The organism is Aeromonas sp. TW 6 (assembly GCF_013168745.1).
Taxonomy (GTDB): domain Bacteria; phylum Pseudomonadota; class Gammaproteobacteria; order Enterobacterales; family Aeromonadaceae; genus Aeromonas; species Aeromonas caviae.
Map to the genome: position 1 here is coordinate 14,595 of NZ_JABERS010000024.1, position 21,280 is coordinate 35,874.

General features: G+C 63.3%; 17 protein-coding genes. 8 read left to right on the forward strand and 9 right to left on the reverse strand.

The window, feature by feature from the left end; all coding sequences use genetic code 11:
* Positions 1-122: 122 nt before the first annotated feature.
* Complete coding sequence (locus HKD46_RS13020) at positions 123-1,847, forward strand: proline--tRNA ligase (protein WP_171865503.1); 1,725 nt, start codon at positions 123-125, stop codon at positions 1,845-1,847.
* Between the two features lie 195 nt (positions 1,848-2,042).
* Positions 2,043-2,672 carry a PolC-type DNA polymerase III gene (locus HKD46_RS13025; RefSeq protein ID WP_171865504.1) on the forward strand — a complete coding sequence of 210 codons (630 nt, stop codon included), beginning with the start codon at positions 2,043-2,045 and terminating at the stop codon, positions 2,670-2,672.
* A 194-nt stretch (positions 2,673-2,866) separates the two neighbouring features.
* On the opposite strand, the gene HKD46_RS13030 is transcribed toward HKD46_RS13025, so the two are convergent.
* The 3 genes from HKD46_RS13030 to HKD46_RS13040 all read right to left on the reverse strand — a co-directional run bounded on the left by HKD46_RS13030 (position 2,867) and on the right by HKD46_RS13040 (position 4,728).
* Positions 2,867-3,547 (reverse strand): SDR family oxidoreductase, encoded by a 681-nt coding sequence (locus tag HKD46_RS13030; protein WP_171865505.1) that lies wholly within the window; start codon positions 3,545-3,547, stop codon positions 2,867-2,869.
* 18 nt (positions 3,548-3,565) lie between these two features.
* On the reverse strand, positions 3,566-4,195 hold the full coding sequence (locus HKD46_RS13035) for a TIGR04219 family outer membrane beta-barrel protein (protein WP_069784883.1): 630 nt from the start codon (positions 4,193-4,195) through the stop codon (positions 3,566-3,568).
* Positions 4,196-4,287: 92 nt separating this feature from the next.
* Positions 4,288-4,728, reverse strand: coding sequence for a copper chaperone PCu(A)C (locus tag HKD46_RS13040; RefSeq protein WP_039039478.1), 441 nt, complete (start codon positions 4,726-4,728; stop codon positions 4,288-4,290).
* An 89-nt stretch (positions 4,729-4,817) separates the two neighbouring features.
* Between HKD46_RS13040 and HKD46_RS13045 the strand changes: the two genes are divergently transcribed.
* On the forward strand, positions 4,818-5,567 hold the full coding sequence (locus HKD46_RS13045) for an enoyl-CoA hydratase-related protein (RefSeq protein WP_162540582.1): 750 nt from the start codon (positions 4,818-4,820) through the stop codon (positions 5,565-5,567).
* Positions 5,568-5,569: 2 nt separating this feature from the next.
* On the opposite strand, the gene HKD46_RS13050 is transcribed toward HKD46_RS13045, so the two are convergent.
* Positions 5,570-5,998: a DUF2753 family protein gene (locus tag HKD46_RS13050; RefSeq protein WP_010672859.1), complete on the reverse strand. Its 429-nt coding sequence runs from the start codon at positions 5,996-5,998 to the stop codon at positions 5,570-5,572.
* 85 nt (positions 5,999-6,083) lie between these two features.
* Positions 6,084-6,791, reverse strand: a complete 708-nt coding sequence (locus HKD46_RS13055; RefSeq protein WP_052814963.1) for a ParB-like protein — start codon at positions 6,789-6,791, stop codon at positions 6,084-6,086.
* Positions 6,792-6,965: 174 nt separating this feature from the next.
* On the opposite strand from HKD46_RS13055, the gene HKD46_RS13060 reads away from it, so the two are divergent.
* The 3 genes from HKD46_RS13060 (at position 6,966) to HKD46_RS13070 (ending at position 10,691) form a co-directional block, all read left to right on the forward strand.
* Positions 6,966-8,570: an ABC transporter substrate-binding protein gene (locus tag HKD46_RS13060; RefSeq protein ID WP_045523355.1), complete on the forward strand. Its 1,605-nt coding sequence runs from the start codon at positions 6,966-6,968 to the stop codon at positions 8,568-8,570.
* Between the two features lie 110 nt (positions 8,571-8,680).
* Complete coding sequence (locus tag HKD46_RS13065) at positions 8,681-8,980, forward strand: hypothetical protein (protein ID WP_171865506.1); 300 nt, start codon at positions 8,681-8,683, stop codon at positions 8,978-8,980.
* Positions 8,981-9,131: 151 nt separating this feature from the next.
* On the forward strand, positions 9,132-10,691 hold the full coding sequence (locus HKD46_RS13070) for a PAS domain-containing methyl-accepting chemotaxis protein (protein WP_109112503.1): 1,560 nt from the start codon (positions 9,132-9,134) through the stop codon (positions 10,689-10,691).
* Positions 10,692-10,787: 96 nt separating this feature from the next.
* On the opposite strand, the gene HKD46_RS13075 is transcribed toward HKD46_RS13070, so the two are convergent.
* Positions 10,788-12,008 (reverse strand): DEAD/DEAH box helicase, encoded by a 1,221-nt coding sequence (locus tag HKD46_RS13075; protein WP_171865507.1) that lies wholly within the window; start codon positions 12,006-12,008, stop codon positions 10,788-10,790.
* 146 nt (positions 12,009-12,154) lie between these two features.
* Complete coding sequence (gene tpx, locus HKD46_RS13080) at positions 12,155-12,655, reverse strand: thiol peroxidase (protein WP_010672853.1); 501 nt, start codon at positions 12,653-12,655, stop codon at positions 12,155-12,157.
* A gap of 254 nt (positions 12,656-12,909) precedes the next feature.
* Between tpx and HKD46_RS13085 the strand changes: the two genes are divergently transcribed.
* A complete protein-coding gene (locus HKD46_RS13085; protein ID WP_171865508.1) occupies positions 12,910-15,363 on the forward strand; it encodes a zinc/cadmium/mercury/lead-transporting ATPase in 2,454 nt (817 codons plus the stop codon).
* A 195-nt stretch (positions 15,364-15,558) separates the two neighbouring features.
* On the opposite strand, the gene pulA is transcribed toward HKD46_RS13085, so the two are convergent.
* A complete protein-coding gene (pulA, locus tag HKD46_RS13090; protein WP_139699975.1) occupies positions 15,559-19,611 on the reverse strand; it encodes a pullulanase-type alpha-1,6-glucosidase in 4,053 nt (1,350 codons plus the stop codon).
* Between the two features lie 261 nt (positions 19,612-19,872).
* Between pulA and HKD46_RS13095 the strand changes: the two genes are divergently transcribed.
* The gene (locus HKD46_RS13095) at positions 19,873-20,274 is read left to right on the forward strand and encodes a hypothetical protein (protein ID WP_041211001.1); all 402 of its coding nucleotides are present in this window, start codon (positions 19,873-19,875) and stop codon (positions 20,272-20,274) included.
* A gap of 15 nt (positions 20,275-20,289) precedes the next feature.
* Here the strand turns inward: HKD46_RS13095 and dmeF are convergent, their stop codons facing one another.
* Positions 20,290-21,231 carry a CDF family Co(II)/Ni(II) efflux transporter DmeF gene (gene dmeF / locus HKD46_RS13100; protein ID WP_043155840.1) on the reverse strand — a complete coding sequence of 314 codons (942 nt, stop codon included), beginning with the start codon at positions 21,229-21,231 and terminating at the stop codon, positions 20,290-20,292.
* Between the last annotated feature and the right edge of the window lie 49 nt (positions 21,232-21,280).

Consider the following 21,280-nt stretch of genomic DNA (forward strand, 5'->3'; position numbering starts at 1 on the left):
GCCCCCGCCCTCCCCCCAGCGCCGCTGAATTTAGCCCTTGGGCCGGGGGGCTTCGCCTGTTAAAATTCCGCACTTGAAATTTTCCAGGGCCAAGCCGCCCGAACTAGCGAAGGTCTACCGCGATGCGTACCAGCCAATATCTGCTTTCCACTCTCAAGGAAACCCCCTCCGACGCTGAAGTTGTCAGCCACCAGCTGATGCTGCGCGCCGGGATGATCCGCAAACTCGCTTCCGGCATGTACGCCTGGCTGCCGACCGGCCTGCGGGTCCTGAAGAAGATTGAAAACATCGTCCGCGAAGAGATGAACAATGCGGGTGCCGTCGAAGTATCCATGCCGGTGGTACAGCCCGCCGAGCTGTGGCAGGAGTCCGGCCGCTGGGATGACTACGGCCCCGAGCTGTGCCGCCTGACCGACCGTCACAACCGCCCTTTCGTGCTGGGTCCGACCCACGAAGAGGTGATCACCGCGCTGGTCCGTTACGAAGTGAACAGCTACAAGCAACTGCCGCTCAACCTCTACCAGATCCAGACCAAGTTCCGCGACGAAGTACGCCCCCGTTTCGGCGTGATGCGTGGCCGCGAATTCCTGATGAAGGATGCCTACTCCTTCCACATCGACAAGGCCTCGCTGGTCGATACCTATGAGAAGATGCACGCTGCCTACTGCAAGGCGTTCACCCGCATGGGTCTGAACTTCCGTCCGGTGCAGGCCGATACCGGCTCCATCGGGGGTACCGGCTCCCACGAATTCCAGGTGCTGGCCGAGAGCGGTGAAGACTTGATCGCCTTCTCCGATAGCTCCGATTACGCCGCCAACATCGAGATGGCTGAAGCGCTGGCACCGGCCGGCGAGCGCGCTGCCGCCACTGCTGCCCTGACCAAGGTGGCTACCCCGGCCGTCCACACCATCGACGAAGTGGCCGCCTTCCTGAACGTGGCGCCGACCGCCATCGCCAAGACCCTGCTGGTACTGGCAGAGGAAGATGAGCACGGCAAGCAGGCCGTCATCGCCCTGGTACTGCGTGGCGACCACGAGCTGAACGAAATCAAAGCCGAGAAGCTGGCTGGTGTTGCCAACCCGCTGACCTTCGCCAATGACGAGCAGATCAAAGCGGCCGCCGGTTGCGATGCAGGCTCCATCGGCCCGGTCGGCTTTGCCGGTCGCATCATCGTCGATCGCAGCGCCGCCCATCTGAGCGATTTTGTTTGCGGCGCCAACGAGACCGGTTTCCACCTGACCGGTGCCAACTGGGATCGCGACATCGCCTCTTTTGAGGTTGCCGACCTGCGCAACGTGGTGGAAGGTGATCCGAGCCCGTGCGGCCAGGGCAAGCTGCTGCTCAAGCGCGGTATCGAAGTGGGCCACATCTTCCAGTTGGGCACCAAGTACTCCGAAGCGATGAAGGCGAGCGTGCTGAACGAAGGCGGCAAGTCCGTCACCATGGAGATGGGTTGCTACGGTATCGGGGTTTCCCGTCTGGTGGCTGCCGCCATCGAGCAGAACAACGACCAGTACGGCATCATCTGGCCGGATGCCATCGCCCCGTTCGAAGTGGCCATCGTGCCGATGAACATGCACAAATCCGAGCGCGTCGCCCTGCAGGCACAGCAGTTCTACGCCGAGCTCAAAGCCGCCGGGGTGGACGTGCTGTTCGACGACCGTAAAGAGCGCCCGGGTGTGATGTTCGCCGACATGGAGCTGATCGGTGTGCCCCACGCCATCGTCATCGGTGACCGTGGTCTGGACAACGGCGTGGTGGAGTACAAGTGCCGCCGCTCCGGCGAGAAGCAGGAAGTGGCGATCAAAGAGATCGTTGCCATGCTCAAGGCCAAGCTGGGTCGCTGATAACGCCGACACCGCCTTTCGCTTTTCATAGGAAAGCCCCGAGTGCCACGGCACTCGGGGCTTTTTATATGGCTCTCAGCCATGATGCACAAAAATGCGTCTCCAGCGTGAACCAATGAGATAACTGCATTGCCCTGTACACGGCACGGCTGATTTCCTAGACTGGCGCTCTTTACCCAGCTTGCCCGAGAAGTTATGTCCATCGCCTCAGCCAATACCGTTGTCGTGCTCGACTTCGAGACCACAGGGCTTTCACCCGGACAAGGGGATAGAGCCATCGAGGTCGGTGCCGTCAGAATCAAGGATGGCCATATCAGTGAGCGTTTCTCGGCATTGATGAATCCGGGCTTCAACGTGAGCAGCTTCATCGAGCAATATACCGGGATCAGCAATGCCATGCTGAAACAGGCTCCCCCCTGTAACGAGGTGATGGCGGATTTCGTCGACTTTATCGGTGATGACAATCTGGTCGCCCACAACGCCTCCTTCGACAAGCGCTTTCTGGATGCGGAAATAGAGCGATTGCCGGCGCAATACCGCGGCCAGTTCGCCTGTTCCCTGCTGCTATCGAGGCGCCTGTTTCCCGATGCCCCGGATCACAAGCTGGGTACCCTGGTGCAATACCGGAGTCTGCCCAATGACGGGGTGTTTCACCGTGCCCTGGCGGATGCAGAGGTGACGGCCCACCTCTGGCTTGCCTTGTTGGAAGAGCTGGCGTGTCGACATGGCATTATCGACCCGGACTTTGAATTGCTGCTGACCCTTGGCAAGAAGCCAAAACAGGTGATTCCATCCTTCCTGCGGGAATATGCGACTCGGAAATAATATGTGCCGACATGCATCATCAATCATCCATGCCATGTCGGCACTGAATTTACCCGCCTTCAAATCCATGATGGCCCGGCGTAAAGAGAGGCAGGCAAGCAGATAATTTAGCACTGCACATCAATGAAAAAGCGCGCCAAATGGCGCGCTTTTTGTTTCCTTGTCATCTGGCGACGGGGCAGGTTCACGGCGCTTCAGGCATTGCGACCGATAAAGAGATCGGTCACATGGCAGCTGCTTCTCGCGGCCAGCGCATCCAGCATGTAGGCTGCCGCGTCTTCCGGCGTCATGAAGCCACTCGAATCCACGTGATCCGAATTCTCCCAGAACTCGCTGCGGATCCCGCTCGGATAGAGGTTCACCAGTCGCAGGGGAGCACTCTTCAGCTCGGCCCGCAAGGATTCGAGAAAGCCGCGCATGCCCCATTTGGAGGCGCAATAGAGGCTCTCGTTGGCCTTGCCGGTCTGGGCGGCAGAGGAGAGCACATTCGCCAGCACCCCGCCCTTGTCACTGATGAGGCGCACCGTCTGCTGGGCCACCAGTATGGTGGAGATGAGATTGCTCTCCACCACCCGGCGGATCTGCTCGGCGGTGTAGACACCCACCGGACCGAACTCGCCGACACCGGCACAGTGGATCACCATGTCGGGCAGACCGCCCCACTCCACCGCAGCGGCAAAGGCGACATCCACCTCTTCGTGGTGCGCGAGATCGGCAGCAATGCCGATCACCGCCTTGCCGAGCAGCTCTTCCTGCTCCTGCAGTTTCTGGTAACGGCGACCCATCATGGAAACCTGATGGCCGCGTTCAACCAGCCCTATGGTCAGGGCGCGGCCCAGTCCGGACCCCGCGCCAGTCACTATGATGTGGCCCATGTGTGCTCCTCAGGGAGATCAGAAGGTGAATTCACCACCGATGAACCAGCCGTCGATGGTCTGATCGACGCGATCGAAGTCCATCTCGGCCTCACGCCAGCCGGCGCGGATCTTGAGCGGCACGGAAGAGAACTTGTAGGAGCCGCCCAGACGGTAGTCATAGTTGTCGGCATCCTGCACCCGCATATCGCCAAACGCAGCAAAGCCGGTCCCCGGGATGCGTACTTCACCCCCGGTGTAGGCCATCAGCACATCCTTGTCATAGGAGTAGTGCTGGGTGTTGAAATCACCGTCGTAGCGACGACCGGTCAGACCCAGATCGATCTGGAACAGGTCGTTGTTGAACAGGCGATAGTAGAGGCTCAGGTCGTAAGCCAGCAGATCGTTGTTGAAGCTGCCGCCGCTGCTGCTGAAGTCGGACATTTCGAACTTGGCGTTGGGCAGCAGCAGGATGCCGTGCTCCAGTTGCAGGTAGCCGCTCCAGTTGTAGTTCTCGTCGTAGCTGCCATCGGCACCCACGCTGCTGAGCTGGCCACTTCCCTGGGCATTCCACAGATCGGCACCCGCCGCAAAACGCCAGTCATTGGCGGCCATGGCCCCATGGCTGAGCAGAGCCATCACAGTGCCGGCAATCAGGGTCTTCTTCATCACTTCGCTCCATTTTGGACTGGAAAGGCCATCATTTTACCCGCTGGGCAAGGAATACCTAGAGTAAAAAGCTGAACAAGCGTCCATAAATGTCAGTGCTTCATCCCTTTCATGGGTTCGACCGGCTTCACGGGCAGGCTCAGTGACAGCGTCTGACCATCGTCCAGGGTCAGGGTCAGCGGGAAGGGCGTGCCCTGGGCCAGGGTATGGATGTCGAACAACATGATGTGCAGGCTGCCGGGCTTGAGCACGGCCTCCCCCTTGGCCGGGATCTCGATGCTCTCCACCTGGCGCATCTTCATGACGCCGTTCTCGTGCAAATGGGTGTGCAGCTCGACACGGCCCGCCTCAGGGGACGCTCCCGCCACCAGTTTCACCGGTTTGTCCCCATCGTTCCTGAGCACCATGAACGCCGCCGTGTTCGGCGAGCCAGGGGGCAGCAGGCGCACATAACCATCGACCGCGTCGACCTTGGCCAGGGCCGGGGCGGCCAGAAGCAGTGCCATGGTGGAATAAAACGCACGTTTAAACATGGTTGAAATCCTTTTATGATGTTGTTAAACGAGACAAAGCTTACCCCTGTGGCAAGCTTTTGACAGCCCCCGACAACAAGGATTCAGACATGGCCCTCACAATTCTGGCCGAACAGCAGGACGGCTTGCTCACCCTGACCTTCAATCGACCGGAAAAGCGCAATGCCCTCAACACGGAGACGTATCTGGCGCTGACCGACGCACTGCGCCAGGCCGCCTGGGACGAAGAGGTCCATGTGCTGCTGTTGCAGGGCCAGGCGGAGTGCTTCACCGCCGGCAACGATCTGGACGACTTTGTTGGCAAGCACGCCCTTGAGCCGGACGATCCCATCCTGCAATTTCTGCACACCCTGGCCGACTTCCCCAAACCGGTGATCGCCGCCGTGGGCGGCCCGGCAGTCGGCATCGGCACTACCCTGCTGCTGCACTGCGACCTGGTCTATCTGGCTGACAACGCCCGGCTGCAGCTGCCTTTCGTCGAGCTGGGACTGGTGCCGGAGTTTGCCGCCAGCCTGCTGCTGCCACGCGCCGTAGGTCACCTCAAGGCGGCGGAGCTGTTGCTGCTGGCAGAGGCCATAGATGGAGAAGAGGCGCTGCGTCTCGGGCTCGCCAACCGGGTGCTGGCCCCGGCGGACCTGCTCCCCTTCGCTCGGGAGCAAGGGCTGAAACTGGCGGCCAAGCCGCCGATGGCGCTCCAGAAGAGCAAGGCGCTGCTCAAGCAGGAGCTCAAACAGGCGGTGCATTTCGTCATCGACCTGGAAGCGCGCGCCTTCGCCCAGGCCCTGCAAGGGGAAGAGGCGCAAAACCGCATCGCCAGCAAGCTGCAAAAACGGCGCTGAACTCAGTTGAGACGGAACCGGCCTATCAGCTCACAGCCCTGCACCCTGTCCTGCACCTGGATAAGCCGGGCGATCTCCGGATTGGGGTGGCGCTTCAAGAAGGAGAGCAGGGCGGCGCGGCAGCAGCCCAGCTCGCTGATGAGAGATTCGCACTCCCGGTTGGGGCACTGGGGCACCAGGGCGGTGACCAGCTCGGAGGCGAGCTTGAGGTAGCGCAGTTCATAGGCGGGCTCTTCCATGGCACGCCAGAAGTCGGCCATGCGGTGACAGGTGGCGACCCGCATGCTGGCCAGTTCGTCCAGATCCCCGGAGGCCAGCTCATACACTTCCCCCAGGGCCTGCTGATAGAGGCAGATCGCCGTGCCCAGAGCCCCCATGCCAAGGGCATTCTCCGCCTCCAGCATGTAACGTTGCCAGTTCTGATGTTCCATGTTCCTCTCCTTTGCCGACACGAGTGGAGTCTGTATCATGGCCAATCGAGAACAAATATCAACCAGACCCTTTGTGCAGGATCCCTCAACCCGCCGTTCTGGGCTGATTGACGCGACACTGCTTGCCGGGGTAACCAGGCAGATCCGCCGCCTTGCTGCTGCACGCCAGCCGTTTGGCTTCGGCGAGGCGATCCGCGAGGTTGACCTCATCGATCGGCTGCCAGGCCATCTGCTGGCCGAGCCAGCTGGCCCAGGCAAACTCGACGAAGTAGACCTGATCCTTCTTGCTGAAGTAGCCCGCATCCTGCAACAGCCCCGCCAGGGTGCGGTAGGGATAATCCGGCAATTCACCGATATGACCGGGCAACTGCTCGGGAGTCAGGGGTTGACCCCGTTCATCCTTGAGCCAGGCCCAGTGGTTGTTCTGCATCTGGCTCCAGAAATTGGCCCTGTCCTGCAACCGTGCAATCACCTTGACCCTGACCTGCTTCACCCCCTGCTGCCACAGCGCCTTGGTCAGGTGGTGCCTGTCCACCAGCCAGTAACCCCCATCCGGCGCGATGACGATGGGGATCTCTTTCTTTTTCATCAGTTTGTCGAGCTGCTTCTCGCTCTTGTCCGCCAGCTCCCGGGCAGTTGTATCCACCTGCAACTGCCCCACGCCGCCCTGGGTGGGGTGCAGCGCCTCTATGTTCACCTCGCACCAGCTTCCCACCGGGCTGCTCTTCTCGCACGGGGCCAACGCCCAAGCGCCCTGGCTCAGCACGCAGACCAACAAGATCCATGCTCTCATCATTCTCTCCTTTTCCTAGCGCTCACGGCGCCCCTTCGTTGACAGCCGCATCGGATATCAATGGGACTCATGCTGGCGGTCTGACCAGCAAAGGGGATATCATGATTTCCCATCTGCCGGCGATGCATTCTCGCCGAGTTTTCTCCCCGCTTCACACATTTTGAAGGATTCACCATGAAAGGATGGAGCCCCCTGCTGGCCCTGCTGGGCTGTGCCTGCGTCCAGGCTGCCGATGTGCCGCCCGGCACCCCACTCGCCGCCGAACAGGCCGTCGTCCGTCATCTCAAGGATGAACCGGCGAGCCTGAGCCCTCTCAAGCTGGTGGGACTGCCGGAGCTGCAGGTCCTCAGAGACCTTTACGAGGGGCTGCTGACCCAGGGGCCGGACGGCAAGGTACTGCCCGGGGTGGCATCCCGCTGGGACAACGAGGGGAACCAGACATTCACCTTCCACCTGAGGCCGGATGCCCGCTGGTCCAACGGCGACCCCGTGCGCGCCGCCGACTTCGTCTATGGCTGGCGCAAGCTGGTTGACCCCAGGGAAGCCGCCACTTTCGCCTGGTTCGCCCAGCTCGCCCGCTTCGACAAGGTGGACGACATAGTGGCAGGCAAGCTGGCCCCCGATGCGCTCGGGGTGGAGGCCGTCGATGACCATACCCTGAAGGTGACCCTCTCCCAGCCGGTGCCCTATTTCCTGAGCCTGCTGACCCACCCCAGCCTGTCGCCCCTGCACCAGGCCAGCATGGAACAATATGGCAACCAGTGGACCCAGCCCGGCAAGCTGGTGGGCAACGGCGCCTTCGTGCTGAGTCACCGGGTGGTGAACGAGAAACTGGAGCTGACGCCCAATCCCTACTACTGGGATCGCGCCCACACGGTGCTGACCCGCGTCACCTTCGTGCCCATCAACCAGGAGAGCGCGGCCACCCACCGCTATCTGGCCGGGGATCTGCACATCACCGAATCCTTCCCCAAGGAGCAGTACCAGAGCCTGATGGCCCAGATCCCGGGGGAGGTCTATACCCCGGAACAGCTCGGCACCTACTACTACGCCTTCAACACCCAGCGCCCGCCCCTCAATGATGTGCGGGTGCGCCAGGCGCTCTCCTACACCATCGACAGGGGCCTGATTGCCGACAAGGTGCTGGGCACCGGGGAGAAACCGGCCTACCACTTCACCCCGGACGTGACCGCCGACTTCGACCCCAAGCCCAATCTGCTCTCCACCAGCAGTCAGCAGGCGCTGGACGAGCGTGCCAGAGCCCTGCTGAAAGAAGCGGGCTACGGCCCAAGCAATCCCCTCAAGCTGACCTTGCTCTACAACACGGCGGAAATTCACAAGAAGATGGCGCTGGCCATCGCCAACCTGTGGAAACAGAAGCTGGGGGCCCGGGTCGAGCTCACCAACCAGGAGTGGAAAACCTATCTCGACAGCCGTCAAAGCGGCCAGTTCGAGGTGATCCGCTCCTCCTGGGTCGCCGATTACAACGACCCCTCCGCCTTCCTCGGGCTCTGGGGATCGGGCCACAGCGGCAACATGGCCCGGTTCGCCAACCCGGCTTACGACAAGCTGCTGGCGCAGGCGGCCAACAGTCAGGATCCCGCAGAACGGGCCCGCCTGTTCGATGAGGCCGAGGCCATCTTGCAGAAGGAGGCCCCCATCGCCCCCATCTACCAGTACACCAATGCCCGGCTCATCAAGCCCTGGCTCAAGGGGTATCCCATCAACAACCCGGAAGACGTGGCCTACAGCCGTCAGCTCTACCTCGTCAAACACTGAGTCCGGGGAGGGGTCGGGACATCTGACCCCTCCTGGCACTGTTCCTGTTCAAGTTCCCGGCATAAAATGCCGCCTCTTTTCATTCATCAACCCCGTGATCCGATCCTGCCATGCGTGCTCTGCTCCTGATTGCCCTGTTTGTTGCCCTTCCCGCCAAGGCCGCCGATGAAACCGAATGCCGCCAGGCCTTCCTCGAATGGATGTTGAGCCAGCAGAAGCAGTTCAGCGACCGCAAGGCCAGCAAGATGGAGCGGCGCAATGCCGAACGAGCCATCGATCAGGCCCGGGATGCCTTCGCCAAGCAGGAGAGTTTCTGCCAGACCATGGCCTGGGTCGCCAGCACAGAAGACAATGACCCCCGCTTCAAGCCGAGGACGGGGGAGATCCACGACTTCACTCCCCGCGGCTGAGCCGCCATCTACGACTTTTTTCAGCCTTTCCCGTGTTGATTTATTGACCCAAGCCAAGGTGGTGTAACAGTCCACATCTACAATGACGCCGTAACAATCACAAAAATAAAAAATAATTTTATCAGTTACTTGGCTCATTCAGGATGCGCACATGACCACAACCCGGCACGAAGGGGAGATCCGTTTCCCCGATCACATATCACTGATCTCGACCACGGATCCCGCCAGTCACATCACTTATGCCAACCAGCACTTTTGCGATGTGGCGGGCTACAGCGCGACCGAAATGGAAGGGGAGCCCCACAATCTGGTCCGCCACCCCGACATGCCCAAGGCCGCGTTCGCCGACATGTGGCGCCGCCTGCAACAAGGAAAGAGCTGGATGGGGCTGGTAAAGAACCGCGCCAAGAGTGGTCAGTTCTACTGGGTCAACGCCTACGTCACGCCGATTCTCAACGATCAGCAGCAGATCATCGAATACCAGTCTGTCCGCACCCGTCCCCAGGATCACGACATCGCCTGGGCAGAGCAGCTCTATGCCCGGATCCGTGACGGCAAGGCACTGCCCTGGCTGACCCGGCTGACTCTGGAGCCGGGGCAGCTGTGTCTACTGCTCTCTGGCACCGCCCTGCTCGGCATGGGGGCCAGTCTGGTCACCGGCCAGCCGGGGTGGGGCGTCATCACCCTGCTCTGCTTGCTGGCCCAGATGGGACATGGCAGGCATCTGCAACGGCGGCTGGCCAGGCTGCTGACCATGGCGGGCGAGGAGCAGGGCAGCGCCCTTTGCCAGGTACTCTATGCCAGGCGTCAGGACAGCCTGGCCGCCCTTGAACTGCTGCTGCGCATGAAGAAGGCGGAGCTGCGCGCCGTGGTGGGTCGCAGCGCGGACACCAACCAGCAGATCCTGCAGGCGGCGGAGGATGACAGGGGGCATATCCAGACCATAGACACTCACCTGCAACAGCAGCGGGCCCAGAGCGAGCAACTGGCGGCGGCCATCACCCAGATGAGCCAGTCCATCCGCGATGTGGCTGACAATGCCCACCAGGCCAATGCGCTGGTGGGCGAGGTCCAGCAGGTGTCCGCCAGTGGCCAGCAGGCGCTGGCCACCACCCGGGATTCGGTCGACAGGCTTCATCAGGAGCTGGACGCCAGCCAGGGCGTGCTGGCGCGCCTGACCCAGGACAGCCAGAAGATCAACGGCATTCTGGAGGTGATCGGGCAGATTGCGGATCAGACCAACCTGCTCTCCCTCAATGCGGCCATCGAGGCGGCACGGGCCGGTGAACAGGGGCGCGGCTTTGCGGTGGTGGCCGACGAGATACGGGCCCTGGCCCAGAAGACCCGCAGCTCCACCGGCGAGATAAGCGACATGATAGGGGCGCTGCAACAGAGCACCCGGCAACTGTCCGATGGCATGGAGCAGGGGGCCCAGACATCAGTGCTCTGCCAGCAGCACATGGGGGCCACCGCCGAGGTGCTCGACCAGATCAACCGGATGCTGGCCCGGGTGACCCACACCAGCGACGAGATAGCCCAGGCGGTGAGCCAGCAGGCGGATGTCACCAGCACCCTGGATCAGGGGATCCACCAGATCCACCAACTGGCGAGCCACACCGCGGACAACAGCCGTCAGGCCCTCGATGGCATCACCCTGCTGGTGGAGCGGCTGCAAAACCTCTCCCGCCTGATCAACCAGTTCCACGACTGACCCCCTTGCCGTGTAGTTTGGCGCGCCTCCGGGCGCGCTGCCGATCTCTCCTCTCCTTCACGACGACAGGCTCCCGCCGGGGGCAAGAAGTCCGTCTCAGGATTTGCCCTTGAACTGCTTGATGCTGCGCTTGCCCTGGGTGCGACGGTTCGCCTGCTTGTCTCTTGGCGCCCGTTTGCTCTCCCCGCTGGCGGGTTTGTCGGTCACCGGGAAACCTGCCAGCGCCGCCAGGGGCAGGGGCCGACCGGTCAGGGCCCGGATCCCCTCGAGCGCCTCCCCATCCCCGTGGCAGGTAAGGGAGATGGCCAGACCGCTCTGTCCGGCACGGGCGGTACGACCGATACGATGCACGTAGACGGGCGCATGGTCCGGCAGATCCAGATTGATCACCACGGGCAATGCCTCCACGTGGATGCCGCGCGCCATCAGGTCCGTGGCCACCAGCACCCGCACCCTGCCCTCCTTGAAATCCGCCAGCGCCTGCTCCCGCGTGGCCTGATCCTTGTTTCCATGCAGGGCCGCCACCGTCATGCCAGCCCTGGCCAGTTTCTTGGCCACCCCGTCCGCGTCGTCCCTGGCACTGATGAAGACCAGCACCTGGGGCCACTCTCCGGCCTCCAGCAGGGCGATCAGCGCAGGCACCTTGCTGCTCCTGTTGACCAGATAGAGCCGCTCCTCGATGTCGCTCACCAGGCTGTTGAGCGGCTCGGCCTCGATGCGCACCGGATCCTGCAGCAGGCCCGAGGCCAGGCTCTCCAGCTCGACCGGCAAGGTGGCGGAGAAGAGCATCTGCTGCCGCGCCTCCGGCATCGCCTTCATCAGCCACTGGATATCGGGCCAGAACCCCATCTCCAGCAGGCGATCCGCCTCATCCAGCACCAGCATGCGCAGGGCACCCAGCCCCAGCGTCTGCTGGGCCAGCAAGTCCCGCAACCGTCCGGGGGTCGCCACCAGCAGTTGGGGGCCGAGAGCCAGTTCCCGCTCCTGCCACTCCTGGGCCACACCGCCACACAGGGTCAGGAGGCGCACCCCCAACCCGTCGGCAATCTCCTGCAGGGCGGCGCTCACCTGGCTTGCCAGCTCCCGGGTGGGGACCAGTACCAATCCCTGTACCCGGTCGCTGGCTGCGTCCAGCCTCTGCAGCAGCGGCAGGCCGAATGCCAGGGTCTTGCCACTGCCGGTCCTGGCCAGGGCAAGCAGATCCCGTCCTGACAAGGCTGCAGGAATGGCTAGCTGCTGAATGGGGGTCGGTTTTTCCAGCGCTGCGGGCAGCAGGGGCAACAGGGCGGGGTCAAGGGCGAGTTCGTCAAACGTCATGGGGATCGCAGATACAGGCTGAACGAGGATGTGGAGGCGAAGTCTAGCCAGACCCACCCCATAAGTAAAAGGTTCGGGAGAGCAATAAAAACGGCCTGCCCCGTGTGAACGGGGCAGGCCGTCAGGCAATCAGCCTGTGGCGCGACTTACAGAACGGCCAGGGCGGCGGCGTAGTTCGGCTCGTCGGCGACTTCGGCCACCAGCTCGCTGTGCAGCACCTTGTCGTGCTCATCCAGTACCACGATGGCACGGGCAGCCAGACCCACCAGCGGGCCGGAGGAGAAGGCCACGCCGTAGTCCTGCAGGAAGGAGACGCCACGCAGGGTGGAGAGGTTCACCACCTTGTCCAGACCCTCGGCGCCGCAGAAACGGGCCTGGGCGAACGGCAGGTCGGCAGAGATGCACAGCACGACGGTGTTGTTCAGGGCACTTGCCTGCTCGTTGAACTTGCGCACGGAAGTGGCGCAGGTCGGGGTGTCGACGCTCGGGAAGATGTTCAGGATCTTGCGCTTGCCGGCGAAGGTCGCCAGGGTCGCATCGGACAGATCGCCAGCAACCAGGGAGAAGGGCTTGGCCTGCTCACCGGCAACGGGGAAGTGGCCGGAGACGGAGACGGGGTTGCCTTGCAGGGTGACGGTATTGCTCATGTTAGGTCCTTGATGATTGATGTGGGATCCAGGGTCCCCAGTATAGGCCCGCCACGGGATGACAAACACCCGCTAATGAAAGGGATTTGGCATCCCTTTGCGTCCCCCCTGCTCCAGGGGCAGATCAGCGGCCACTGACATGGACCCGGACAAAGAGGAGAAGAGGGCTTGACCTTGGACTTTACACCAAGGTTTACACTCGGCTCAGTCATCCAGGATCCCGCAGGGGCGGGATCCCTCAAGAGGAACGCATCATGAGCAAATCCTGCTGCAGCCATCAACACGCCGCCGCCCCCATCAAGGCCGTCAGCAAGGCCGTCACCCCACAGGCCGGGCACAGCCACACCAGCCACTGCTGCGACAACGGGGCACAGGCCAGTGGTGTCGCCAACCCGACCCGCCACGATCATCAGGGGCAAAGTGGCGCAGACAGCCCGGGTGATGAAGAGCCCCCCAGAGGCGCTTGCGCCACCGACACAGCCCACGGCCACGAACACGAACACGAACACGACCACGACCACGATCATCATGATCAGGGGCACGAGCACGCCCACACGGGCGCCGCGACCGAGCCGCCGCTGGCTAGCACCGAGCAGAACAGCCGCCGCCATAGCTGGCAGGTGCTGGGCATGGATTGTCCCAGCTGTGCCCGCAAGATAGAGACCGCCGTCAGCCGGGTGGAGGGCGTACAGCAGGCCCGCGTGCTGTTTGCCACCGAGAAGCTGGTGGTGGATCTGGCCCCCGGCCTCTCCCCCGACCCCGTTACCGCCGCCGTGCTGGCCGCCGGCTTCCAGCTCAAAGGGGGAGCTCAGAACACGGCTCGCAGCGAACCGGGCCGCAGCCCGCTGATGCAGAGAGTCAGCAACCTGCTCGGCAAATACTGGCAGCCCCTGTCGCTCGCCGGATTGATGGGGGTGGCGGCCCTGTTGCCGGCCCAGCTAGGTCAGCCGCTCTTTACCCTGGCCACCCTCTGGGGACTGTGGCCCGTCGCCCGCAAGGCGTGGGCACTGACCAGAAGCGGCTCTCCCTTCGCCATCGAGACCCTGATGACGGTCGCCGCCGTGGGGGCCCTGTTCCTCGGCGAAACCGCCGAAGCGGCCATGGTGCTGCTGCTGTTCATGCTGGGTGAACATCTGGAGGCCTACGCCGCCGGCCGCGCCCGCGCCGGGGTCACCGCCCTGATGGCGCTGGTGCCCGACAAGGCGCTGCGCATCCGCACCACTGCCGAGGGCGAGGTGCGGGAAGAAGTCGCTGCCGACCAGCTGCGCCCCGGTGACATCATCGAAATCGCCCCGGGTGCCCGCCTGGCCGCCGATGCCCGCCTGCTCGACCCCCTCGGCGCCTTTGACGAGAGCGCCCTGACCGGCGAATCCATCCCGGTGGAGCGCCGCCGGGGTGACAAGGTCCCCGCCGGCAGTCTGGCGGCGGATCGGGTGCTGCGCCTCGAGGTGGTGTCCGAACCCGGCAACAACGCCATCGACCGCATCCTGCATCTCATCGAGGAGGCCGAGACCCAGCGCGCCCCCATCGAGCGTTTCATCGACCGCTTCAGTCGCTGGTATACCCCGGCCATGATGCTGGTTGCCCTGCTGGTGGTGCTGGTACCGCCGCTCGCCTTCGGCCAGAGCTGGGACGAGTGGGTCTATCGCGGGCTGGCGCTGCTGCTCATCGGCTGCCCCTGTGCCCTGGTCATCTCCACCCCGGCGGCGGTCACCTCGGCACTGGCGGCAGCCACCCGGCAGGGTGGCCTCATCAAGGGGGGCGCCGCGCTGGAGCGCCTCGCCCACATCGATACCCTGGCCTTCGACAAGACCGGCACCCTGACCCTGGGCAAGCCGCAGCTGACTGAACTGGTGAGCCTCAATGGCCAGCCTGAGGCCGACCTGCTGGCGCTGGCGGCAGCCATCGAGCAGGGCTCCCACCACCCGCTGGCCCGCGCCGTGGTGACGGCGGCCAACGAACGGGGCCTCAGCCTCGCCGCCGCCCAGGAGCTGCGCGCCCTGCCCGGCATGGGCGTGGAAGGCCGCATCGACGGCGCCCTCTGGCAGTTGCTGGCACCGAGCCGGGTCGCCTCCCTCGATGACGCAACACGGGGCCGGGTCGCCGCCCTGGAGCTGCAAGGCAAGACAGTCGTGGTGCTCGGTCAGCCCGACACCGCTCCGGCCGCCCTGCTGGCCCTGCGCGACCAGATCCGGCCAGAAGCGGCGGCGGCGCTGCAAGAGCTCAACCAGCTCGGTCTCAAGAGCATCATGCTGACCGGCGACAACCCCCGCGCCGCCGAGGCGATCGCCGGCGAGCTCGGCATGGGCTGGCGCGCCGGCCTGCTGCCGGAGGGCAAGGTCGATGAAATCGCCAAGCTCGGCCTCAGCCAGAAGGTCGCGATGATCGGCGACGGCATCAACGATGCACCGGCCATGAAGCGGGCCAGCATCGGCATCGCCATGGGAGGAGGCACCGACGTGGCGCTGGAGACCGCCGATGCGGCGCTGACCCACAACCAGCTCGGCGGGGTCGCCGCCATGATCCGGCTCTCCCGCGCGGCACTGGCCAACATCCACCAGAACATCGCGCTGGCGCTGGGGCTCAAGGCCATCTTCCTGGTCACCAGCCTGCTCGGCATCACCGGCTTGTGGATTGCGGTGCTGGCCGACACCGGCGCCACCGCCCTGGTCACCGCCAACGCCCTGCGCCTGCTGCGAAAACGCTAGGCCGGCCGTTAACGGTACAACCAACAGCCGCCCCAACGGGGCGGTTTTTTTTATTGCCTCGCCCACGAGCAAAGAAAAAGCGCGGCTGCCGGTCGGCAGTCGCGCTTTGCTTACTCTCTCGGTGTTATCCCGCCCTTGGCGAGGCGGAATTCAACCCGGGGCTGCCGAGCCAGCCCCGGGCTCGATGGGAAAGACTTACTTGGCGCTGCACTCCTGGATGATGACGCTGCCCACCTCGCCGGAAGTCTGGGTCGGGTCAACCTTCACCAGGAAGCTCCACAGACCCTGTTCCAGCGTGATGCTGTTGTTGCCCATGCCACCGTCGCCGTGCTGGAGCGGGTAAACCTGCTCGGGCTCCAGTGCGATCAGGGTGCCACCGGCATCCTTCACGAAGAACTGCTTGCTCCAGTTGCCATCGTCGTTGGCAAACTTGAAGTCAAAGCTGCCCGCGTAGTTGAAGGCGGCCTGATAGATGGCGAGGTTGCCTTCCATCCCCTTGTAGCTCAGCTGGTAGGCCGGCTGGGCGTTCCAGTCGCTCAGACTGCCGCGCACATAGAGCGGGAAGCCGAGCGGATTGCCCGCGACGGTATCCAGCACCTTGCAGCTCTGCGCCGGTTCGGTGTAGCTGACACTCAGGGTGGGCTTGTCCTTGTTCATGGCGGTGAAGACAAACTTGTAGGTGCCAGCCTTCTCCACGTTGAACGGCAGATCCCCGCCATTGGCACAGAGCGTATTGACCTGGCCGGTCGCAAGCTGGTCGGTATCGCTGCACTTGCCGTAATTGACGGGGCCGCTCCACTCGTTGCCAGCGATCTTCACCTGGGTCGACCCCAGCTGATCCGCCGTCACCTCGGTGGTGAACTCATAGGTGAAGTTGCCACTGAAGTTCATCTTGTTGACCGGATCCCACTGATTCAGGAAACCGCGCACGAACACCTCGGTGTCACCGAAGGGAGGCAAGGTGCTCAGATCCGTCTTCTTGCTCACCGGCAGCCCCGCGCCCTGGGCACCGCTCTGCGGCTTGACGAACACCGCCGCCGACCAGGCGCCAAGGGTCAGCTGACCGCTGTCATTGGCCGCACCGCTGGCGATGCTGTCGGAGTCACGGTGGGCACCGCTCAGGACCATGCCGGTCAGATCGATGGGCTGATCCTTGCCGTCACGGAAATCACCGATGCTCTGGGGCTGATTGGTGGCGTTGATCATCACTACCAGGCCGTCGATGGCCGGATCCAGATCCGCACCGGCGCCCACCCCGTCATCCACGCTCATCACGATGAGACCCGGGATCTGCTCAGGGCCGGTGTTGCGGAAGTCGACCCGCTTGATCACCTCGGCGCCGCTGCCAAGACGCAGCAGACGAGAGGATTGACGCAGTTCGGAGAGCTCCTGGTAGAAGTTCACCATCTGATGCATCTCGGCCGAACCCGGCTTGGCGTGCTGGCCAAGCACCTGCTCGATCAGCTCGTAGTTGGCCTCGTCCTTGTCCTTGCGCGGCAGCCCTTTGTCAAAATTATTGTCACTTAAGCCGTAGTCAACCCGGTTGTACCAGTCACCGGAGTCGTAGCTGTCCCGCTCCATGGACTTGGAACGCAGCAGTTCGACACCCGCGTGGGTGAAGGGAATGCCCTGACCCAGCATGGCAGTCGCCAGAGAGACCCCCTGCATCCGCACCAGGTCGGCCCCGGCGGGTGCCTTGTACGCCAGGTTGTCGAACAGGGTCTGGTTGTCGTGCTTGTCGACATAGTTCTGGATTTCGGTCGGATCCTGGGCATAGCCCGCCGGTTGACCGTTGTAGTCGATGTCGGAGCCTTTCTTCGGAATGCCGTCCTTGTCGGTCAGCACGAACTCCTTGAGGTTGCCCGCCATGCCGAGGCGCACCAGATCGGACTGATGCAGGGCGGTGGCGAGATCGACGCCGTCCAGCTCGTTGGCATCCACCAGGGCGCCGTTGCCAAAGCCCTGGGTCTTGCGAATGGCTTCGCCGCCGTCGAACGGGCTGCCGCCGCGCACCGCGTCACGCAGCCGGTCGGAGAAGGAGCCGATGCCGGTACCGGCCAGATGCTTCTGGGTCGCCTGCACGAACCGCTTGTCATCCTGTACCTCGCCGAAGTTCCACCCCTCGCCGTAGAAGTACATGTCCGGATTGACCTTCTTCACCTCGGCCAGGGCCTGCACCATCTGATCTTTCGGGTGATGGCCCATGAGGTCGAAGCGGAAGGCATCGATCTTGTAGTCCCGTGCCCAGGTGACCAGGGAGTCATCCATCAGCTTGGCGAACATGGCGTGTTCCGGCGCCGTGTTGGAGCAGCAGGTGGAGTTTTCCACCGAACCGGTCTCCGGATTGAGGCGCTGGTAGTACCAGGGCACAATCTTGTCGAGCACGGATTTGGAACCGAGACCCGCTTCGTTGGTGTGGTTGTAGACCACGTCCATCACCACGTTCATGCCGATGTTCTGCTTGATGGCCTGCACCATCTCGCGGAACTCCTTGATCCGGGTCGTCCCCTCCGCATTGGTGGCGTAGGAGCCTTCCGGGGTGGTGTAGTGGTAGGGGTCATAGCCCCAGTTGAAGGAGTCCACCCCGCGCAGATAGCCGTACAGCTCCTGCACCACGGGGTTTTCCTTGCTGTCGCTGGCTTGCAGATCACCGAGCACGGCTTCGATGGTCTCGCCGCCACCACAGTGGCTGGCAAACCTGGAGTTCTTGACCTCGGGATTGACCTCGCACAGCTTGCTGAAGTCATCACCGATGTTGGCCACCTTGGCCGGATCCTCGTTGACGGTGGCGATGTCGAACACCGGCAGCAGATGCAGGTGGCTGACGCCGCTCTTGGCCAGGGATTTCAGGTGGGTGACGGGCACGCTGTCGCTGTCGGTCAGCCCGAGGAACTTGCCGCGGTGATCCACCGGCGTCGACTCGTCGTTGCCGGTCAGATCCCGGACGTGGGCCTCATAGATGGTGATGTCGGCGGGGTTCTTCTGGCTGTGGGGCGCCTTGAGGCTGTCCCAGCCTTCCGGCTTGAGGGCCGGATCGTCGAGATCCACCACCTGGCTGAACTCGGAGTTCATCGCCAGGCTCAGGGAGTAGGGGTCGGTCACCTGATAGGATTCCAGCTTGCGGCTGACCGGGTGATAGACCTGGATATCGTAGCGGTAGTATTTGCCGACAAGATCGCTGCCCCCCTGCACGCTCCAGCTGCCGCTGGCCTCGTCCAGGGTCATGGCGCGCTCGCCAAGCGACTTGTGCTGCTCGTCGAACAGCGCCAGCTTGACCGACTTGGCGGTCGGTGCCCAGAGCCGGAAGGTGACATTGCCCCCCTCCACCACGGCGCCGTAGGCCAGCTTGGTGGCCGCCTCGCTGTAAAGGGCATCGAGGGCACCGGCACTCTGCACCAGGGTCGCCCCCTGCAGGATGCCGTCCGCATCGGTCCCGATGGCGACCAGCTCACCCTTGAGCAGGGGCTTGAGATCTTTCCCCGCAGGCAGGGCGAAGGCGGCGGCATCCTTGAGGTGCGGGTATTTGGCCTGCTGCTCTTCGGTCAGGCTGGTCGGGCTCAGCTTGAGGTAGGGGAAATCGAATACACCCTCGCTGTTTGCCGTGATGGTGCCTGACTCTGTGTAGTAGAGGCGCACATAGGGCTTGTCCTTGCCCCCTTGCCAAATCAGGGTGTTGTCGTCGATGAGATGGGCACTGGCCCCCGCCACGCCGAAGGCGGCGGTGAAGGCTTCCGCCCGGCTGCCGAAGATCTCGTTCTTGCCGGCGACGATGGCCACGGTGCGATCCGGGTGATCACTGAAGACCACCTTCATGTCGCTGCCGGTCAGGTTCGCGAGATCGCCGTTGCGGGCGATGAAGTTGATGCAGCCTTCCATCTTGGAGAGCGGCACGACCCAGGCCGGACCAAAACTGTCCGCCGCGGACGGCGTCTTGCTCTTGTCATCCCAACCGGTGTTGAGGCCGCCCTCCGAGGTCGAGTTGCAGGCGTCGTTGTTCCACAGGTGCAGGCTGTGGCTGGCGAACGGGCCGGTGACACCGCGCGCCGCGCTGGTCTGGGTATCCACCAGGGCGATGACCGCTTCGTCGGGGCCGGCCGTCAGCAGTTCGGCCGGGGGCTGGACGTTGGGAAGACGAGCGACGGGCTCATCCTGAGGGGCAGGAGCAGAAGAACTGTTGTCGTTACAGCCTGACAAAAGCGCGAGCAGTGAGGCTGTTACCAGCGCCACTTTGGTCTTTTTCATATCCATTTTTTTATAATTCCCGCTGTAGTTAGTCTCGATATCCGAGTACCCGGTCATTGCCGAGCGGTGTCATATTAATCAGCGGGAATTGCCGTAAATGTGAGCGGATGGGCAAAAAAAACCAATCCGCATCAACAAGATAACGTTTTCATAACGAAAACTCGATCGCGCTCACAGACCTGGCACCGCTTTCGGCCCATACCAGCGTGAAGAGGGGAGCGAGTGACGAAATCAATGTCCAATCAAATGGATAGAGGGGGCTTGGTGATGAAACGGATTGAGGAGCAGGCCAGGCGGCTGGACCAGGAGTATCAGGGCATTGCCCAGTTGTTCGATCAGTTCTGCCAGCAGGCCGGCGTGCTCGCCGAACGCTATCACTTCTTCAACTGGCCGGATTATGAAGAGAGCCCGCCCCTCGCCCGCGCCTTCACCCTGCTGGGGGAACCACGGGAGCTGCGGCTGCGCTGTCAACCCGGCGAGGGGGGTTCCCTGAACGGCCTCCTCCAGGTGTGTGGCGAGGAAGGCAAGGTTCACGCCAGCCTGGGCTTTCATGCCGACGGCCACCTGCTGCTGGAGCCGGGCCGCCTGCTCGACGACCCGCCGGGACTGCTGCTGAGGCTGATGCTGGGCTCCCTCTGGCAGGATCAGGGGAGCGAGCCTCCCCGCTGACCCCCGCCAGGGGCGTCAGTCGGCAGACACTTCGATGGTCAGGTGCACCAGCTCCTCGTGGATGGCGAGGCGCTCGCGGATCGCCTGTGCCGGGACCGGGGTCGCCATCTGCAACGACATCGCGGCGGCATACTGCATCTGCCCCACCCGCCAGACGTGCAGATCGCGGATCTCGGCGCCAGGCAGCTCGGCGATCACCTCGCGGATCTCGTCCACCAGCGGCGCATCCATCTCCGCATCCAGCAAGACACGCCCGGTATCACGCAGCAGCCCCCTGGCCCACACCGCCACCAGCACGGCCCCGGCGATGCCCATCAGGGGATCCAGCCAGTCCGCCCCCCACAACATGCCTCCCACCAGCGCCACAATCGCCAGCACCGAGGTGGCCGCGTCCGCCAGCACGTGGAGGTAGGCGGCGCGCAGGTTGAGATCCTGATGGCCGTGGTGGTGATCGTGCGAGTGGTCGTGATGACCGTGATGGTGGTCGTGACCATGGTGATGGCCGTGATCGTCCCTGAGCAGCCAGGCACAGGCCAGATTCACCAGCAGGCCCAGCAGGGCAATGCCGATCGCCTGCTGATAATGGATGGGGCTGGGGTCCAGCAACCTGGCCACCGACTCGAACAGCATCAACCCCGCCACCCCCACCAGCAGCAGGGCGCTACTGAAGCCCCCCAGCACCTCTATCTTCCAGGTACCGAAGCTGAACCTGTGATCCCGCGCGAAGTGGCGGGCAGCGCGATAGGCCAGCACCGAGAGGCCGAGGGCCAGGGCATGGGAGCTCATGTGCCAGCCGTCGGCCAGCAGCGCCATGGAGTTGTAGAACCAGCCGCCACCGATCTCCGCCACCATCATGACGACGGTGAGCAGCACGGCCCAGCGGGTCTTCTGTTCGGCCAGGGGATTCCCTTCGTGGACGACGGGGTGGTGGCAGTGGGATGAGGCGAGGGATGGCATGGATTTCTCCTGAAAACGAGGATGCTATATACTATACCCCAGTATAGTT

Coding starts and splice junctions, on each gene's coding strand:
- HKD46_RS13075 (WP_171865507.1), bottom strand. CDS start 12,008: ATGACGTTTGACGAACTCGCCCTTGACCCCGCCCTGTTGCCCCTGCTG.
- HKD46_RS13025 (WP_171865504.1), top strand. CDS start 2,043: ATGTCCATCGCCTCAGCCAATACCGTTGTCGTGCTCGACTTCGAGACC.
- HKD46_RS13045 (WP_162540582.1), top strand. CDS start 4,818: ATGGCCCTCACAATTCTGGCCGAACAGCAGGACGGCTTGCTCACCCTG.
- HKD46_RS13070 (WP_109112503.1), top strand. CDS start 9,132: ATGACCACAACCCGGCACGAAGGGGAGATCCGTTTCCCCGATCACATA.
- HKD46_RS13020 (WP_171865503.1), top strand. CDS start 123: ATGCGTACCAGCCAATATCTGCTTTCCACTCTCAAGGAAACCCCCTCC.
- dmeF (WP_043155840.1), bottom strand. CDS start 21,231: ATGCCATCCCTCGCCTCATCCCACTGCCACCACCCCGTCGTCCACGAA.
- pulA (WP_139699975.1), bottom strand. CDS start 19,611: ATGGATATGAAAAAGACCAAAGTGGCGCTGGTAACAGCCTCACTGCTC.
- HKD46_RS13055 (WP_052814963.1), bottom strand. CDS start 6,791: ATGAGAGCATGGATCTTGTTGGTCTGCGTGCTGAGCCAGGGCGCTTGG.
- tpx (WP_010672853.1), bottom strand. CDS start 12,655: ATGAGCAATACCGTCACCCTGCAAGGCAACCCCGTCTCCGTCTCCGGC.
- HKD46_RS13050 (WP_010672859.1), bottom strand. CDS start 5,998: ATGGAACATCAGAACTGGCAACGTTACATGCTGGAGGCGGAGAATGCC.
- HKD46_RS13035 (WP_069784883.1), bottom strand. CDS start 4,195: ATGAAGAAGACCCTGATTGCCGGCACTGTGATGGCTCTGCTCAGCCAT.
- HKD46_RS13040 (WP_039039478.1), bottom strand. CDS start 4,728: ATGTTTAAACGTGCGTTTTATTCCACCATGGCACTGCTTCTGGCCGCC.
- HKD46_RS13060 (WP_045523355.1), top strand. CDS start 6,966: ATGAAAGGATGGAGCCCCCTGCTGGCCCTGCTGGGCTGTGCCTGCGTC.
- HKD46_RS13030 (WP_171865505.1), bottom strand. CDS start 3,547: ATGGGCCACATCATAGTGACTGGCGCGGGGTCCGGACTGGGCCGCGCC.
- HKD46_RS13085 (WP_171865508.1), top strand. CDS start 12,910: ATGAGCAAATCCTGCTGCAGCCATCAACACGCCGCCGCCCCCATCAAG.
- HKD46_RS13065 (WP_171865506.1), top strand. CDS start 8,681: ATGCGTGCTCTGCTCCTGATTGCCCTGTTTGTTGCCCTTCCCGCCAAG.
- HKD46_RS13095 (WP_041211001.1), top strand. CDS start 19,873: ATGAAACGGATTGAGGAGCAGGCCAGGCGGCTGGACCAGGAGTATCAG.